The 17,056-nt window shown below is 44.6% G+C and carries 20 protein-coding genes; all 20 read left to right on the forward strand.

What is annotated here, in order from left to right; translation table 11 throughout:
- The first annotated feature begins 11 nt into the window (after positions 1 to 11).
- The 20 genes from fliG (at position 12) to ACXAEY_RS01325 (ending at position 17,038) form a co-directional block, all read left to right on the forward strand.
- Positions 12 to 1,022, forward strand: coding sequence for a flagellar motor switch protein FliG (gene fliG, locus ACXAEY_RS01230; RefSeq protein WP_474809918.1), 1,011 nt, complete (start codon positions 12 to 14; stop codon positions 1,020 to 1,022).
- Positions 1,015 to 1,812: a FliH/SctL family protein gene (locus tag ACXAEY_RS01235; RefSeq protein ID WP_474809920.1), complete on the forward strand. Its 798-nt coding sequence runs from the start codon at positions 1,015 to 1,017 to the stop codon at positions 1,810 to 1,812. Before fliG ends, ACXAEY_RS01235 begins: the two co-directional genes overlap by 8 nt.
- Positions 1,802 to 3,121 (forward strand): flagellar protein export ATPase FliI, encoded by a 1,320-nt coding sequence (fliI, locus tag ACXAEY_RS01240; protein ID WP_474809922.1) that lies wholly within the window; start codon positions 1,802 to 1,804, stop codon positions 3,119 to 3,121. The genes ACXAEY_RS01235 and fliI overlap by 11 nt, the downstream gene beginning before the upstream one ends.
- 2 nt (positions 3,122 to 3,123) lie before the next feature.
- The gene (gene fliJ / locus ACXAEY_RS01245) at positions 3,124 to 3,570 is read left to right on the forward strand and encodes a flagellar export protein FliJ (RefSeq protein WP_474814699.1); all 447 of its coding nucleotides are present in this window, start codon (positions 3,124 to 3,126) and stop codon (positions 3,568 to 3,570) included.
- Between the two features lie 21 nt (positions 3,571 to 3,591).
- The gene (locus ACXAEY_RS01250; RefSeq protein ID WP_474809923.1) at positions 3,592 to 4,440 is read left to right on the forward strand and encodes a MotE family protein; all 849 of its coding nucleotides are present in this window, start codon (positions 3,592 to 3,594) and stop codon (positions 4,438 to 4,440) included.
- 20 nt (positions 4,441 to 4,460) lie between these two features.
- Positions 4,461 to 5,552, forward strand: coding sequence for a flagellar hook-length control protein FliK (locus tag ACXAEY_RS01255; protein ID WP_474809925.1), 1,092 nt, complete (start codon positions 4,461 to 4,463; stop codon positions 5,550 to 5,552).
- A 10-nt stretch (positions 5,553 to 5,562) separates the two neighbouring features.
- Positions 5,563 to 5,979, forward strand: coding sequence for a flagellar hook assembly protein FlgD (gene flgD / locus ACXAEY_RS01260; RefSeq protein WP_270180458.1), 417 nt, complete (start codon positions 5,563 to 5,565; stop codon positions 5,977 to 5,979).
- Between the two features lies 1 nt (position 5,980).
- Entirely contained in the window at positions 5,981 to 6,340 is a 360-nt protein-coding gene (locus tag ACXAEY_RS01265) for a TIGR02530 family flagellar biosynthesis protein (protein WP_270180457.1), read from the forward strand.
- A 73-nt stretch (positions 6,341 to 6,413) separates the two neighbouring features.
- A complete protein-coding gene (locus ACXAEY_RS01270) occupies positions 6,414 to 7,187 on the forward strand; it encodes a flagellar hook-basal body complex protein (RefSeq protein WP_270180456.1) in 774 nt (257 codons plus the stop codon).
- Positions 7,188 to 7,234: 47 nt separating this feature from the next.
- Complete coding sequence (locus ACXAEY_RS01275) at positions 7,235 to 7,423, forward strand: flagellar FlbD family protein (protein WP_270180455.1); 189 nt, start codon at positions 7,235 to 7,237, stop codon at positions 7,421 to 7,423.
- A gap of 30 nt (positions 7,424 to 7,453) precedes the next feature.
- On the forward strand, positions 7,454 to 8,440 hold the full coding sequence (gene fliM / locus ACXAEY_RS01280) for a flagellar motor switch protein FliM (protein WP_270180454.1): 987 nt from the start codon (positions 7,454 to 7,456) through the stop codon (positions 8,438 to 8,440).
- The gene (gene fliY / locus ACXAEY_RS01285; RefSeq protein ID WP_270180453.1) at positions 8,430 to 9,509 is read left to right on the forward strand and encodes a flagellar motor switch phosphatase FliY; all 1,080 of its coding nucleotides are present in this window, start codon (positions 8,430 to 8,432) and stop codon (positions 9,507 to 9,509) included. The genes fliM and fliY overlap by 11 nt, the downstream gene beginning before the upstream one ends.
- 18 nt (positions 9,510 to 9,527) lie before the next feature.
- Entirely contained in the window at positions 9,528 to 10,124 is a 597-nt protein-coding gene (locus ACXAEY_RS01290; protein ID WP_474809929.1) for a flagellar biosynthetic protein FliO, read from the forward strand.
- Positions 10,124 to 10,807 carry a flagellar type III secretion system pore protein FliP gene (gene fliP / locus ACXAEY_RS01295; protein WP_474814700.1) on the forward strand — a complete coding sequence of 228 codons (684 nt, stop codon included), beginning with the start codon at positions 10,124 to 10,126 and terminating at the stop codon, positions 10,805 to 10,807. Before ACXAEY_RS01290 ends, fliP begins: the two co-directional genes overlap by 1 nt.
- A gap of 10 nt (positions 10,808 to 10,817) precedes the next feature.
- Positions 10,818 to 11,087, forward strand: coding sequence for a flagellar biosynthesis protein FliQ (gene fliQ, locus ACXAEY_RS01300; RefSeq protein ID WP_270180450.1), 270 nt, complete (start codon positions 10,818 to 10,820; stop codon positions 11,085 to 11,087).
- A 5-nt stretch (positions 11,088 to 11,092) separates the two neighbouring features.
- Positions 11,093 to 11,869, forward strand: coding sequence for a flagellar biosynthetic protein FliR (gene fliR / locus ACXAEY_RS01305; RefSeq protein WP_270180449.1), 777 nt, complete (start codon positions 11,093 to 11,095; stop codon positions 11,867 to 11,869).
- Positions 11,870 to 11,873: 4 nt separating this feature from the next.
- Entirely contained in the window at positions 11,874 to 12,974 is a 1,101-nt protein-coding gene (flhB, locus tag ACXAEY_RS01310) for a flagellar biosynthesis protein FlhB (protein ID WP_270180448.1), read from the forward strand.
- A 2-nt stretch (positions 12,975 to 12,976) separates the two neighbouring features.
- Positions 12,977 to 15,013, forward strand: a complete 2,037-nt coding sequence (flhA, locus tag ACXAEY_RS01315) for a flagellar biosynthesis protein FlhA (protein ID WP_474809932.1) — start codon at positions 12,977 to 12,979, stop codon at positions 15,011 to 15,013.
- Positions 15,010 to 16,191, forward strand: coding sequence for a flagellar biosynthesis protein FlhF (flhF, locus tag ACXAEY_RS01320; RefSeq protein ID WP_474809934.1), 1,182 nt, complete (start codon positions 15,010 to 15,012; stop codon positions 16,189 to 16,191). The genes flhA and flhF overlap by 4 nt, the downstream gene beginning before the upstream one ends.
- Positions 16,175 to 17,038: a MinD/ParA family protein gene (locus tag ACXAEY_RS01325; RefSeq protein ID WP_474809936.1), complete on the forward strand. Its 864-nt coding sequence runs from the start codon at positions 16,175 to 16,177 to the stop codon at positions 17,036 to 17,038. Before flhF ends, ACXAEY_RS01325 begins: the two co-directional genes overlap by 17 nt.
- Positions 17,039 to 17,056: the final 18 nt, after the last annotated feature.

The raw sequence follows: 17,056 nt of genomic DNA on the forward strand, positions 1-17,056 counted from the left end.
GGAGCGGTGGCGTGAGTAAAACAAAAGAAATATCTGGGACACAAAAAGCAGCAATTTTACTTACATCTCTCGGTCCTGAACTCTCGATTCAAACGTTCAAGCTTTTGACTGAGAAGGAGATCGATAAACTAGCATTAGGGATCTCTGAACTGAATAGGGTTGAGTCGGCAGATCGTGAAAACATAATGGATGAATTCATCCATATGGTAAAAGCGAAAGACTATATTGCTGCAGGTGGTATTGATTTTGCAAGACACGTGTTAGTGGAAGCACTTGGCCCGAAGAAAGCTGAGGAAATCCTTGCGCGCTTGCAGTCGAATACACAGGTGAAGCCTTTTGCATTCGCAAGGAAAGCAGACCCAGAGCAAATTTTAAACATTGTTCAACAAGAGCATCCTCAAACGATCGCGCTTATTCTTTCGTATTTGGATGCGCAGCAGTCATCGAAGATCTTGTCGGCTCTCCCTCAAGAACGACAGGCGGATGTCGCTAGGCGAATCGCTTTGATGGAAAGTACGTCACCAGAAGTGATTACTAAGCTAGAAGACATCATCGAAAGAAAATTAAATGCGAGCGGCTCACAGGATTACACGTTTACTGGTGGAGTTGAATCGATCGTAGAAGTCCTGAGCGGCGTGGATCGTAGTACAGAAAGAACGATTCTAAGTGCTCTCGAGAAGGACGATCCGAAGCTTGCTGAAGAAATCAAGCAGCGGATGTTCGTCTTTGAAGACATCGTTCTACTCGATGATCGTTCGATCAGACTTGTGATAAGTGAAGTGAAGGATGATGATCTATCGATCGCACTTAAGGTTGCTAGCGAAGAAGTGAAAGATCTTATCTTCCGCAACATGTCAAACCGACGTGTGGAAACAGTGAAAGAAGAACTGGAATTGATGGGACCACTGCGTCTTAGCGAAGTGGAAGAAGCACAGACACGAGTCGTTTCTGTTATTCGATACCTAGAAGATACGGGAGACGTCGTCATCGCACGTGGTGGAGGAGATGATGTGATTGTCTAATATCATTCCAAAGTCATATAAAGCAGTAGACGAAGCGCCAAAAGTGATCGGTCAAAGAGAGATCGTTGAACCTAAGAAACAGAGGGTGCTGCAATCTCGGAAATCAACTGTGGAAGAAAAGAAAACTCAATTACTTCAACAGATGATTCGACTCGAAGATCAATACCACACGATTCGAACGAGGTTACAAAATGAAGAAGATCACGTGTTATCGAGTCTAGAAAAGAAGCAGTTACAAAAGGAACAAGAGTGGGAAAAGCTCGCTGAACAGAAGTACAGGGAAGCTGAAGATAAAGGGTTTGAAGCAGGCTATCAGGCTGGTCTCCAACAAGTGCAGTTCGAGTTTCAAGAAAAACGAAAAGAAATGGAATCAGTTCTAACCGAGGCCTACAAGAAAAGAGATGAATTGATCCAAAGTGCTGAGCCGTTCTTACTCTCACTCAGTACTGCGATTGCAAAGAAGGTCATGCTGAATGAATTGAAACAACACCCTGAGTCGATTGCTGAGATGGTCAGAAAGACGCTGCAAACGGTTCAGGACCGAGGGGAAGTTGTTCTTCAAGTTTCAGTTGAAGATTATGCTCATATAACACCTATGGTGGAAGAACTCGAGAAACAGCTTGATGGTCATGCGAGCTTAAAACTTGTTCCGATGAGTGATCTCCCGCCCGGCTCCGGAATGATCCATACTCCGAGCGGAAGTTATGACATTTCCATACACAGTCAGCTAAAGGAGATCAAGAAGGAGCTATTTGCACTATTTGAGGAGAATGATACCGATGGGCATTAACGTCGATCGTTATCTTTCTCACCTTGAATCGATTCAATCCGTTCAAAAGTATGGAAAAGTAACGCAGGTGATCGGATTGACCATTGAATCGATGGGCCCTGAAGTGAAGATGGGTGAGCTTTGCTATCTACATCCAGGTCCAGGTCACACCCCGATCGAGGCAGAAGTCGTAGGATTTCGAGAAAACCGAGTTCTCCTCATGCCGATGGATGATCTTTCAGAAATTGGACCAGGTTGCCTTGTTGTTGCAACGGGACAACCGTTAGAGGTGAAGGTAGGGTATTCGATTCTCGGGAGTATTCTTGACGGTAGAGGAAAACCACTAGATGAAACCCTATTACCTAGTGGGCTTAAATCAGTCACTACGAACAGACAGCCGCCAAATCCGATGACAAGACCAAGAATATCGACTCCTCTTCAGCTCGGAGTCAGAGCGATCGATGGGCTGCTTACTGTTGGACATGGCCAGAGAATCGGCATATTTGCTGGAAGTGGTGTTGGGAAGAGTACGCTTATGGGTATGGCAGCACGAAACTCTGAAGCTGATGTAAACGTCATTGCGCTTATTGGTGAACGTGGACGAGAGGTTCGAGATTTTATCGAACGTGACCTTGGTGAAGAAGGTCTCAAGAAATCTGTGATCGTCGTAGCAACTTCTGATCAATCCCCACTTCAGAGGATAAAAGGGGCGCTCACTGCGACCTCGATCGCTGAGTATTTCCGTGATGAAGGCAAGAACGTCATGCTGATGATGGATTCCGTTACGCGATTTGCGATGGCTCAGCGTGAAGTCGGGCTCGCGATCGGTGAACCGCCTACAAGTAAGGGATACACACCTAGTGTTTTTGCATTATTACCAAAATTGTTAGAACGATCAGGAACGTCACATCATGGATCGATCACTGCCTTTTATACAGTTCTCGTCGATGGTGACGATATGAACGAACCGATTGCAGATGCCGTTCGTGGGATCCTTGATGGTCACATTGTGTTAGACCGAAAGCTCGCACAAAAAGGGCAGTACCCTGCGATTAACGTTTCGCAAAGTGTGAGTAGGGTGATGAAGGAGATCGTACCTCCTGAACATATGGAAGCAGCGAATGAATTGAAGCGACTTCTTTCTGTTTACAACTCTTCTGAAGACCTTATCAATATTGGTGCCTATAAATCAGGTACTAACAGCAATGTTGATAAAGCGATCGCAAGCCATTCAGAGATCGAGAGATACATCAAACAAGGAACAGACGAATCAGCAACATTTCAAGAGAGTCAGGAGCGGCTTCTATCAAAGTTTGGAAAGGATGATTAGCGATTTACAAATTTCCGTTTCAGCGCATCCTGGATATGAAAGAAAACGAAAAAGAGCAAGTACAGCTCGAGATGGCGGAGACTTTGAAAGTTCAGAGCGATCTTGAACAAGAAATAGCGATGCTCGAACAGAAAGTGAATAGTTTTCGTGAAACTCTTGAAAAAAGGCAGTTTGAAGGTCTTTCCATTACTGAATTGATCGAAGAAGAAGCGCACGTTTCTTTTTGGAATCAAAAGCTCAATGAAAAGAAAGAGGCTCTCAGACAGTTAGATGAGCAGGTGTCAGGTCATCAAGAAAACTTAGCTGAGAAGGTAAGAGAAGAAAAGACGTGGCAGTCGATCAAGGAAAAGCGACGTGAAGAACACAACCGCGAAATTCAACTTATCGAACAGAACGAATTGGACAGCTTCAATACAGTTAGAGCTTACTTGCAATTAAAGAATGGCTAGCGCGTAGAAAGGGTGAAAAAGGTGCGAAAGAAGCGGACGACCACATCGATTAAAGAAGTCATCATACATAACATTCTTCTGCCGCTTACTTTCGTAGTGACGGTACTGTTGATCATTCTTCCGTTTATGGGCTATGACCTCAAGGCAATCGCTTCAACCGTAAGTGAAAAACCTCTCGCGTTTATCCAGAATACGTTTGCGGCAGAGCTAGACGATGATGAGCAAGCGCCTGATCTCGAGAAAAAAATCGCAGAACAAGAGCAAGAGATCGAGAGACTCACTCGAACGGTGCAAGAGCAAAAAAGCGAAATCTCTGATTACGAGAGTGAAATCAAAAAACTAACGAATGAAATGGAACAAAACGCAAAAGAAGCGGAGGATTTAGAGCAAAAACAGCAAAACCTCGCCTCTATGTACGAAGGGATGACGCCATCCAAGTCAGCCGCAATCATCGAAAAGCTTACCTTAAACGAAGCAGCGGTCCTTCTCGATAGGATGGGGAGTACTGAAAAAGCTGCGATTCTCGGAAAAATGAACACGGCGATCGCGGCCGATATTACGATTGCTCTAAGAGACCTTGATCAAGCAGAACAACCAGAGGTAGCTGCGATGCAGGAAAGGCTCTCCCTACTGATGAATGCGATCGAGCGGAAAGAAAGTTCGATACCGATCGAAGATCTAGCAAAGCAATTGGAGGATATGGAAGAAACGAAAGCAGCCGGCATTTTAGAAGCGATGAGCGAAGTGAAAGAGGAAAAGGAAGTTGCTGTTGGAATCCTTTCTGCACTCAACGAATCGAAGCGGACGCTCATTCTTTCAGAAATGGATGAATCGGTTTCGTCTACCTATGTAGCAGAGTTAGCCGATTGAGTTTAAAAGGAGGTGAAAATGTGAGTAATACGATTCAACCCCTTATAAATGGAACAAAAGCTCCTGCAAAAAAAGGTGAGACTGCAAAGGGCAATTCTAATTTTGAGAAGCTATTGACGATGCTTGCAGATGGAAAGACCTTGGAAAAGAAAAGCGTGAATTTACCTGCAGAAGAAGTACCCGAAGAGCCATCACTCGATTCGGGCGAAACCAAACCTAGCAACTCACACGTACAAGCGATTCAGTTAGCGGAAAAGTTGGCGGATGACCCGAAGCTTAAGCAACTCCTTTTAGGGAGCTCGAAAGGGAATGGGTCTTCTGAAGTGGGGGTACATGGGTTTACGAAAGAAGAATTGCTCAAGCTTGAATCAGCACAGCAGAAAAGCCTTCAAACCCTAAGCAAGTCGAGTGAAGAAGCAGCCGGTAAGGTGTTGAAATTGGCTGAAACAGAGCCTGCGTTACTAAAACAATCGCAGTCAGAACTTCATCTTTTCTTAAAGCGAAACGGTATCGATTTAAGCTCTTTGACTGGTAAAGCGTTGAACCAAGAGCAATCGGCTCCGATCGAAACCGCTACAGTTCGAATACCTGAAGAAAATGAGCAGGTTCAAGTTAAACCAAACGAATCGCTTACGCAGACAACGGTGAAAGAAGAAACGCCCGTGATCAAAGCTCGCCAATTCACAAGTGAGTTCAGTCAGCTTTTAGAACGAATGCAAGTGATGAAGAACGGAAAAGAATCGCAGCTTCGTATTAAGCTTTCTCCTGAAAACCTAGGGCAGCTTGATATTCGATTATCGACGGTGGATGGAAAAGTAACAGCACAAATCGCGACTTCCACTGCAGCAGCGAAAGAAATGATCGAGGGACAGTTACATCAGCTGCGACAAACCTTCGTGCAGCAAGGGATTCAGCTCGACAAAGTAGAAGTCGTGCAGCAGTCAACGCAATCACTTTTGCAAGACCAACAAAGTCAGCAGCAGGGACAACGCCAGTTTGGGCAGGGAAATCGCCGGGAGAAACAGTCCGGTCAGTATGAAGTTGAAGAAAATCCAGTCGTCACTCATGAGCATGAACAGGAAGAGACGATGGGAATAAATTATTCCGTTTAGGAGGGGTGGTATGAAGACAGGCTCAGTTACTAATGCAACTACATCTGCTCAACAGCGTCCGCAGCTGCCTGGACAACTCGGGAAGGATGACTTTCTCAAAATCTTAGTAGCACAGTTAGGCAACCAGGATCCCATGAAGCCAATGCAAGATACTGAATTTATCGGACAGATGGCGCAGTTCAGTTCTCTTGAGCAAATGACGAATATGAACAGTTCACTCACGCAATTTGTAAACAATCAAATGCAGAGTTCAATAACCGATCATGCTCATCTCATTGGAAAAACGGTGAAGTGGAAAGAGAACGAAGTACTAAGTGCTGGGAAGGTATCAGCAGTAGTGTACAAAGAAGGCGCTATTCTTGCAGAACTTCAAGATGGAAAACAGGTGAACATCTCTTCGCTAGAACGAATTGAAACGGGGGAGTGAGATGACGAATATACACGTCCATGAGAGGTACCATCCTAATCAACCGCTCATAGCCCCAAAAAAGAAGGCGTCGGCATTTGCAGAACAGCTGAAGAAATCCTTACATAAACCAGTATCCTTCAGTCATCATGCAAAAGAACGATTGTCACAGCAAGGTATCTCGCTATCTGATGTTCAGCTGAAAAAGCTGAATGAAGGCGTTGAAACGGCTCGCGAAAAAGGAGCTCAAGATTCACTTCTGCTTATGAAAGACCTTGCTTTTGTAGTAAGTGTGAAGAACAACAAGGTAATCACTGCGATGAAGCAAGACCGGATGGAAAATCAAATCGTAACAAAGATCGATTCTGCACTCATCATTTAAAAGGCTGGACCAATTGGAGGCCTAACGCTGTGGACCGATTGAAGCAGCGACTTATAATCTAGGGGGAAAACACATGCTACGTTCTATGTATTCAGGTGTATCAGGTATGAAAGGGTTTAATACAAAGTTAGATGTCATTGGTAATAATATCGCAAACGTAAACACGGTAGGATTTAAGAAAAGCCGCGTGATGTTTCAAGACTTGCTCAGCCAGAACATGGGTGATCGACAGGTTAACTCAACGCAAGTGGGACTTGGGGTAACAGAAGGCTCGATCGATACGTTACACACAACGGGGTCGTTTATGACGACTGGCGTGCAGACGGATCTTTCTATTGAAGGAGATGGCTATTTTCGAGTAAGACGTGAAATCACGACTGACAATGGAACGACAGAGACAGATTTGCTCACAAGGTCAGGGAATTTTTATGTGAACAACGATAGTGAACTCGTTACATCACAAGGGTACTTCGTTCTCGGCGAAGATAATGAGAAGATTGAGCTAGACGGACCTTTCACGATCAACCGACAAGGTGAGATCAGTATGATTGGTGCGGACGGTGAACCTACGTTTTATAAGAAAATAAGCATGGGAACAGTAAGCAATCCTTCAGGCTTATCAAAAGACGGAGGCTCAATGTATATGGAAACCCCTAAATCAGGCGATTTCACTCAAGGTCTCCCAGAAGCATCCCGCGTGGTTTCCGGACAGCTTGAAATGTCTAACGTTGACCTTACAGAAGAGTTTACGGAAATGATCGTTGCGCAGCGAGGGTTCCAGGCTAACTCAAGAGTCATCACCACCTCAGATGAAATCCTTCAAGAAATCGTCAACTTAAAACGATAGGAGGTAAGAGCTGAGGAAGGTTCCCTTTCTCGGCTCGTTCTGTTCTTATGATTACACTTACGAAACTAAACAAAGAACCTTTTACGCTTAACGCAGTTTATATCGAAAAGATTGAGGCAACGCCAGATACGATGATTTTCCTTACGAACGGAAAACATTATGTTGTACTCGAGCCAGTTGATGAAGTGAAAAGAAGAGTAACGGCATTTTATCGTGATATACACGTGTTGAAATAGTGGCTAGTAAAAGGAACGGAGGTGACAACGTTGTCTGATATGCTATCTCCTGAAACTGTCGACGCATTATTATCTGCGATCGATGATAAACCTAAAGGTCCTGATCCGCTGGATGGGCGACGTGTCCGAACATACGACTTTAAACGTGCCCTTCGTTTTTCGCAGGACCATATTCGAATTCTAACAAGAATTCATGAAAACTACGCACGGCTCATGACGACATACTCATCTGCACAGCTTCGGTCGATCGTACAAGCTTCCGTTGAATCAGTTGATCAAATGTCGTTTGAAGAGTTTGTGAAATCTCTTACAGACCAATCGATCATAAGTCTTTTTGTCGCAAAGCCGCTATCAGGACAGATGGTGCTCGAAGTATCCCCAGACCTCGCCTTTGCTATGCTCGATCGTATGCTCGGGGGAATGGGGCTTCAGCCAGATAAGCTATCTCACTTAACGGAGATCGAGACGATGGTGATGGAGCGTATCTTCAGTAAGATACTAGAGAGTTTTCAGGATGCGTGGAACTCGGTTTTGAAGCTGAATACGGAACTGCAAGAGCTTGAAGTGAATCCTCACTTTCTTCAAATCGTTTCTCCTAACGAGACGGTTGTCACGGTTACGATCAAAGTGAGTGTTGGAGATGTGACTGGGATGGTGCGCGTTTGCCTACCGCACGTGGTTCTTGAACCGATCATGCCAAGATTATCAGCGCATCACTGGCTATCGAACCAAAAGAAAGACCCTGAACCTCTCGAGAGTGAAGCGTTGCAAAAAAGGCTTCGAAAGACGGACCTCACGATTATTGCTGAACTGGGCAATTCAGAAGTGACGATCGAAGAGTTTTTGAATTTAGAAATCGGCGATGTGATTCGACTGAACGAAAATGTTTCAGATCCCCTCATCGTTAAAGTAGATGACAGAGTAAAGTTCCATGGGTATCCAGGAACTTCGAAAGGCCGTATGGCCATTCAAATTACAGAGGTTAAGGAAGAGGAGGACGCGGGCAATGACAGATGATCGCCTTTCACAAGAAGAACTGAATGCTCTGTTCCAGGAAACTGCAGCTAGTAAGGAAGGATCTACAATACAATTCCAAGAGGTAGAGTTAGAAGCATTGAACGAGTTGTTCAGCGTCTCTTTAGGAACCCTTTCTACATCACTTTCTTCTATTTTCATGGAGGAAGTAACCGTATCGAACATCCATACAAACCTATTATCAGAGGAAGGCATTTCAGAAGTGTCCTTTCCATATGTAGAAGCAGCAACCCGCTATGAAGGGGCGGCTTCAGGTGAAGCGGTGTTCATGTTGAATCCTCCAGATGCCCAGGACATTGCCGACATCTGGGCTGTGGTAAGCGGAGATGAGAACGAAGACAATATCGATAAGAGTTTAACATCGGTCGTCACGCACATCATGGAAAGCTTACATAAAGGACTGAGTATGGCATCAGGATCTTCATTTAATGGTACATTCTTGAACCTGCAAGTTGTATCGGAGTGGAGCAACTCCGTACTGAATCAAAGTGGAGCATTGATCGATACGTCATTCGACCTTTCGATAGGCTCGATCATTCAAACGACAGTGCACCACGTGCTGCCTGCACCGATCGGAAAACAGATCTCAGAATTGCTCGTAAGTGAAGAAGACCTTCAGGAACAAACAACAGAAAAAATGGTGGAAGAAGCGCCTCCAACAGAACGAACACAAGCAAGCGAATGGAAGGAGCCTGAGCGTTCTTATGATGAAAAAGTGAAACAGCATGAACCAGCAATTCAGAACGTGCAGTTTACGAATTTTAATCAAAAGCAAAACCCTTATTCCGAAGAGCGGAATCTCAATATGCTGCTCGATATTCCTCTTCAAGTCACTGTAGAACTCGGTCGCACGAAGCGGATCGTCAAAGATATTCTAGAGCTTTCACATGGATCGATCCTTGAGCTCGATAAGCTCGCTGGTGAACCAGTCGATATTCTTATCAATCAGAAGCTCATTGCCAAAGGAGAAGTCGTCGTGATCGACGAGAACTTCGGTGTCCGTGTGACAGATATATTAAGTGCAGCAGAGCGATTATCAAAGTTGCGGTAAAACAAGGAGTGTTAGAGAGTGAAACAGCGTTACGTAGTCATCATGGCACTCGTGCTTAGCTTTTTTGTTATGACTCCACACGTAGAAGCGGTTAACGGAAGCGTTACCGATTGGCTTAATGAAGATGGAGAGAAGCCAGCTGAAGAGCAGGAAAGCGAAACGCCTCCGAAAGTAGAATCCAAGGATACAAATATCTTTGTTCTCTTGATAAAACTCGTTTTCTACACGGTTGTTGTCGTTGGACTGATCTACCTTCTTATTCGCTTTCTAGCGAAGCGACAGCAAAAAATGCAGCAACATTCCATCTTTACACCGGTAGGGGGCTCCCCGCTTGGGAACAACAAGTCAGTTCAAATGATAAAAGCAGGAAACTCACTCTATATGCTCGGTGTTGGGGAGAATATCAATCTATTAAAAGAAATTAAGGATGAAGAAGAAATGAACGTCATCATGGCTCATGCTGAAGAACAGAAAACCGTTCCTTTTCTAAATCGAAAGCAGTCAGAAGACTTGAAGGATTTGTTTCAATCCAGTTTGAACCGTCAACGTTCAAAACGATCGAAATGGGAGCGGGATATGGAAGATCACGATCCTGATAAGAGAGATCGACTATGATGGATTTCGTTATCGGTTTATCGATCCCTGGCCTTGATTTTGGGTCGAGTGCACCTGAAGACGTATCAGTAACCGTTCAGCTCGTCCTGTTGCTGACTGTGCTTTCGATCGCCCCCGCAATTCTTGTGCTCATGACCTGCTTTACTAGAATCGTAGTCGTCCTTTCGTTTGTTAGATCTGCGCTCGCTACGCAATCGATGCCGCCAAACCAGGTGTTGATTGGTCTTGCGTTGTTCCTGACATTTTTCGTCATGTCGCCTGTTCTGTCAGAAATCAATGCAGAAGCCCTGCAACCTTATATGAACGAAGAAATTGGGCAGGAAGAGGCGCTAGATGCTGCTGAGATGCCGATCAAAAGATTTATGGCAGAACATACGCGTGAAAAAGATTTAGCGCTCTTTTATAAGTATGCAGATCTAGAAAAACCGGAGTCGGTCGAAGACATCAGATTGACCGCACTTGTCCCTGCCTTTGCTATATCGGAATTAAAGACAGCTTTTCAAATAGGTTTTGTTATTTTTATTCCTTTTCTTATTATCGATATGGTCGTCGCGTCCACGCTGATGGCGATGGGGATGATGATGTTACCACCCGTTATGATTTCTTTACCATTCAAAATTTTGCTTTTTGTACTCGTCGATGGCTGGTATTTAGTTGTCGAGTCACTTTTATTAAGCTTCTGAGGAGGACGACATGTCACCGGATTTGGTTATTTCGATTGCTGAAGACGCTGTGTACACGGTCATCATTATATCTGCACCGCTCCTGCTCATCGCACTCGGTGTCGGTTTGATCGTCAGCGTATTTCAAGCAATGACTCAAATACAAGAGCAGACGCTCGCATTCATACCGAAGATCATTGCGGTACTGCTGACCATCGTTCTCTTTGGACCGTGGATGTTAACGATGATGCTAGATTATACAACGAATCTCTATCAAAACCTCTATAGGTTCATCGGGTAAGGTAAATGGAAAGTGTCATAAACGCCCTGCCATTGTTTTTACTCGTATTCATGAGGGCGACCTCCTTCTTCATCGTTGCCCCGGTTTTTTCAACCCGAAGCGTTCCGGCACGGTTCAAAGTAAGCCTTGGATTTTTTATCGCACTGTTAGTAACGGCGGGCATCGGTTCAGTTGAGAGCATGACGCTAGATCTCGCATTCATACTATTGATCATAAAAGAGTTATTTATCGGCCTGTCTCTCGGCTTTATCGCAACCCTTATCTTGTACACGGTCCAAGTTGCTGGGGCATTTATTGATTTTCAGATGGGCTTTGTTATGGCGAATGTAATCGATCCCCAAACGCGTACTCAAGTGCCGATCATAGGGAACTTCAAGTACATGCTCGCGCTGCTTTTTCTCGTTTCTGTCGATGGTCATCATATGATGCTCGATGGCCTCGTTAAAAGCTATGAACTTCTTCCAGCCGAATCGCTCCTTGGACAGGCAGAGAGTGATTCGCTTGCTAGATTTATAGCAGAAGTCTTTTCAGGGATGTTCTTCTCAGCATTTCAGCTGGCGCTGCCGATCGTCGCATCGTTATTTCTAGTCGATGTTGCTCTTGGTCTATTAGCGAGAGCAGTTCCTCAAGTGAACATCTTTGTTGTCGGCCTTCCCCTGAAGATCTTTGTAGGGTTTGTGTTGATTCTAGTCACAATTCCGACCTTCTTCTTTTTATTAAGAGGAGTGTTTAGAGACATGATCGATACGATGGGCCAGCTTATTCAAATTCTGGGTGGTTAATGCGATGGGTACATACCGTTTGAAAATGAATCTACAGTTCTTTTCTCAAGAAAAGACAGAAAAAGCGACCCCTCAGAAGAAGCAGGATTCTCGGAAGAAGGGGCAGGTTGCAAGAAGTGCAGAGATTCCATCTGCTTTGATGATGATCGGCGTGTTCTTATTCATGTCGTTTATAGGCGGGTGGATGGTAGAGGGACTTCAAACGATGATCAAGGGAAACATCATGAGAATTCCAGAATGGGAACTCACAGAAAAGAACCTCGACCTCTTGATGAAAGAGAACGTTTGGCAAGCAGCGATTATTGCAGCGCCATTGATGGGCATCTCACTCGTTATGGGAGTGATCGGAAACTACATGCAAGTAGGCTTTCTAGTCGCAACAGACCCACTGAAAGCAAAGCTTGAGAGAATCAACCCTATAAAGGGAGCGAAAAGGATTTTCTCGGCTCGTACACTAGTCGAACTTTTAAAATCGTTAATCAAAATAACATTCATCTCAGCCGTCACGTTCATCGTCTTATGGAGGAAACGAGAAGAGATGATGGTGATCTCCCAGATTTCGATGGGGGATGCCCTTGAGTTAATTGGTTCATTGATCGTTCAAACAGGATTAGCGGTAGCGATTCTCATGTTGTTTCTATCGATCCTTGATTACGTCTATCAAAAATATGACTTTGAAAAAAACATCCGTATGTCAAAGCAAGACATTAAGGATGAACATAAAAAGAGTGAGGGTGACCCACTCATCAAATCACGCATCAAAGAAAAGCAGCGTGAGCTTGGGATGAATCGTATGATTTCAGAAATTCCAAAAGCGGATGTGGTGATTACGAATCCAACACACTTTGCAGTTGCGCTTAGGTATGACCCGAACGAAATGGACGTACCGACCGTCGTTGCGAAAGGGATGGATTACGTAGCTCAAAAAATTAAAGAATCAGCGAAAGAACATGACATCGTGATGTCTGAAAATGTCCCCTTAGCACGCGCGCTTTATCACCAAGTGGATATTGGTGAAGGTGTGCCTGAGGATTTGTTCAAAGCAGTGGCTGAGGTGCTCGCTTATGTTTACAGTATCAAAGGCTATCCGGGAGGAGGAAACTAACCATGAAATTAAAGGATTATGCCGTACTCGTATCAGTCATCATGATCGTGATCATGATGGTTATTCCGTTTCCTCCACTATTGCTGGATTTCTTAATCATGATGAACATCAGTCTGGCACTGACGATCATTCTTGTCGCGATGAATACGAAAGAGGCATTGCAGTTTTCGATCTTCCCCTCGTTACTGTTGCTTACAACCCTTTTCAGGCTAGGCCTTAACGTCTCCACTACCCGATCGATTTTGACAAACAAAACGGGTGGACAGGTCATTGAAACGTTTGGATCATTTGTGGTTGGAGGAAGTGTTGTAATAGGGCTCCTTGTTTTCCTTATTCTTGTTATCATTCAATTTATTGTCATAACGAAGGGGTCCGAACGTGTGGCTGAAGTAGCAGCACGTTTTACGCTAGATGCGATGCCAGGTAAACAAATGAGTATCGATGCAGATTTAAATGCAGGAATGATTTCAGACCGTGAAGCCCGTGAACGTCGTCAAAAGATCGAACGAGAGGCAGACTTTTATGGTGCGATGGATGGTGCTAGTAAATTCGTAAAAGGAGATGCCATCGCAGGTATCGTCATCACGCTCATCAATATCATCGGTGGACTTATCATCGGGATGGTTGTTCACGGAATGGCGGTTGGAGATGCGGCGGCGACGTTTACACTTCTATCGATAGGTGACGGCCTCGTCAGTCAAATACCAGCACTCTTAATTTCGACAGCTACCGGGATCGTCGTTACTCGTGCTGCTTCTGATGGCAACCTTGGAACGGATATTACTGGGCAGATCTTTGCATATCCAAAGTTGTTGTACATCGTTGGTGCCGTAGTGGCACTCCTTGGAATCGCGACGCCGATCAATCCGCTGTTAACCTTTCCGATCGCAGGGTTGCTAATCTACTCAGGCTGGTTGATGCAACGAAATCTCGACCAAACAGCTGAGGAAGTAGAGACCGCTGCAGGTGAAGAAGAAGCGGAAGAAATGAAGAGTCCAGAGAGTGTGACAGGACTTCTGCATGTTGATCCGATCGAGTTTGAATTCGGCTATGGCTTAATTCCACTCGCAGATCAAAAGCAAGGCGGAGATTTGCTTGACCGTGTCATCATGATTCGTCGACAGATCGCACTTGAACTAGGAATCGTTGTACCGGTTATCCGCATTCGAGACAACATTCAGCTTCAGCCGAATGAATATGTGGTCAAGATCAAAGGAAACCGTGTTGCTGGTGGTGAGCTTTTGCTAAACCAGTATCTTGCGATGAGCAGTGGCGTGGAAGATGAAACGATTACGGGAATCGAAACGGTGGAACCAGCCTTTGGGCTACCTGCTCTCTGGGTGACTGAAGAGATGAAGGATCGCGCTGAGCTTTCCGGTTATACCATCGTGGATCCGCCATCGGTCGTATCGACCCATTTAACTGAAGTGATCAAAAAGCATGCGCACGAACTGCTGAGTCGACAAGAAGTGAAGAATCTCTTAGATAACGTTAAAGAAACGTCACCCGCTGTGTTAGAAGAGCTCATCCCAAATGTGCTTACGATCGGTGATGTTCAAAAAGTTTTGATGAGGTTACTAAAAGAAAAAGTGTCGATCAGGTCACTCGATATGATACTAGAATCACTTGCTGATAATGGTATTCGAACAAAAGACACCGACGTGTTAGCCGAATACGTGAGACAGGCGTTATCAAGGCAGATCACGGCTCAAATCGCAGCCCCTGGTGAAGCGGTAAAAGTACTAACTGCTGGTGCTAGACTTGAAAAGCGATTTGCAGAATCTGTGCAGCAATCTGATCAAGGCAGCTACCTAGCACTTGATCCTGAAACGTCTCAGGCTATTTACCAGGAAGTATTGCAGCAAGTAAACCGCCTGCAGCAATCTGGCATTCAGCCGATCTTATTAACTTCTCCTGCTATTCGAATGTATTTAAGACAATTTCTTGAGCGATATATGCCTGACTTAACCATTCTATCTTACAGCGAATTAGAACCTGATGTTGAAGTTCAGAGTGTAGGGGTGATCAATCTGCCATGAAAATTAAACGATATACCGTTAACCATTTGAGAGAAGCTATGCCTATGATTCGAAAGGATCTTGGGAAAGACGCAGTCATTTTAAATACGAAGAAGATAAAAGTAGGGGGCTTTCTCGGATTTTTTCAGAAGACGAAACTAGAAGTCCTCGCTGTACTAGATGAAGATAAGGCAGAAAAAGAAAAAAAGGACGAGTTTCAGACGCTGCTCGAATCAGAGAAAAAGCGAAGAGAACAGCAAGTACCTGAAACTTTCAAAGAGCCTCTTCAAGAGGTACGACAAGAACCAAAGCCCGAACCCGTGAAAGAGGACGATCACCATGTGATGGGTGAACTAAAGTCCATGAAGGAAATGATGATGCAGATGATGGAAACAGAAAGGTTACCGGTGCATCTGAAGCCTGTGAACGCCTTTCTCGAAGACCATGAATTCTCAAAGTCGATCCGTTCCTCGGTTATGGCAGATTTACTCATGAAAGCGAAACTTTCTCCAGGGTTTTCAAAAGAAGATGCATTCACCTGGATGAGACAAGGGCTTCAAAAACGTACACAAGAATACCCTGATATGCCAACTTCCTCTAAGAAAATTCGCTGCTTTGTTGGTCCGACAGGTGTAGGAAAAACGACGACGATCGCAAAACTTGCGGGAGATATTATTTTAAATGAACGAAAGTCAGTTGGCTTGATCACATCTGATACGTACCGTATTGCAGCGGTCGATCAACTTCGAACGTATGCTGATATTCTAGGGATTCCTTTAGAAGTCGTTCAATCACCTGATGACCTTGCTCTTGCAATCAGAAAGCTCTCTGAGTGTGACACGATCCTGATGGATACAGCGGGACGAAACTATCAGCAGTATAAGTATATTTCCCAGCTTGAAGAGCTTGTATCGAGTAATGATATCGCGATTAGTCTCGTTCTCAGTTTGACGCACAGATACAACGATTTAAAAGTGATCACAGATAATTTTCAGAGCGTGGGTGTAACGGAAGTCATCTTAACGAAAATGGATGAAACGAGAGCAAGAGGCCCGATCTTTAACTTGATGGAAGATTACAAGCTGCCAGTCACACTCATTACGAATGGACAGAACGTGCCTGATGATATGTTGAAGACCACAGAAGGAACACTTGTTGATCTAGTGATGGAGGAAAAGATGTATGGCAGATCAAGCTAACAAACTACGAGAGAAGGTTACTAGTCAGACTCAGTCTACTCCTCGCGATCGGAAGACAAAAGTGATCGCAGTAACGAGCGGTAAGGGCGGGGTGGGCAAATCTAATATTTGTTTGAACTTAGCGTTAAGTATGGAAGCACTCGATAAAAAAGTAATGATTCTGGATCTTGATGTAGGCATGGCGAATGTTGACGTATTGATGGGCGTGACGCCAAAAGGAACATTGATCTCGATGCTTGAAGAAAAACTTCCACTCGAAGAAGTTCTCGAAACTGGGGTCAACGGACTAACCTACATCGCTGGGGGTAATGGAATCGGTCGGGTGTTTTCGATGAGTGAGGATCAGCTTCACCACTTTTTTCACGAATTTAGTAGTCTACAAGGTAAAGTCGACTACATCATTTTGGACACGGGCGCAGGCCTTACCCAGGAAAGCATGAGGTTTCTTCAGGCAGCCGATGACATCTTTATCGTTCTTAATCCAGAACCACCGTCGATCACGGATGCCTATGCAGTGCTGAAGGCCTTGCATATGAAGAATGATCAACTACCGATCAAGCTCATCGTCAACCGTACGATCAACGAGTTTGAAGGAGAACAGGCATCGGCAAACTTCTTACGAGCTTCTAAACAGCTTCTTAACAAGCCGATCGAGGTGCTTGGCTACATTCCAGATGATGATGCAGTAAGAAAAGCCGTTATGGCACAAACGCCATACTTGTTGCAATACCCACGTTCGAAAGCCTCAGAAGCAGTTAATCAGATCGCAAGGACGTACCTTGACCTTCCTACACAATATAAGTTAGGCGTGAAAGGGTTCCTTATGAAGACGTTGTTTCATAAATAAATGGAAGACATTGGTGGT

Source organism: Anaerobacillus sp. ABA4_114 (genome assembly GCF_056159065.1).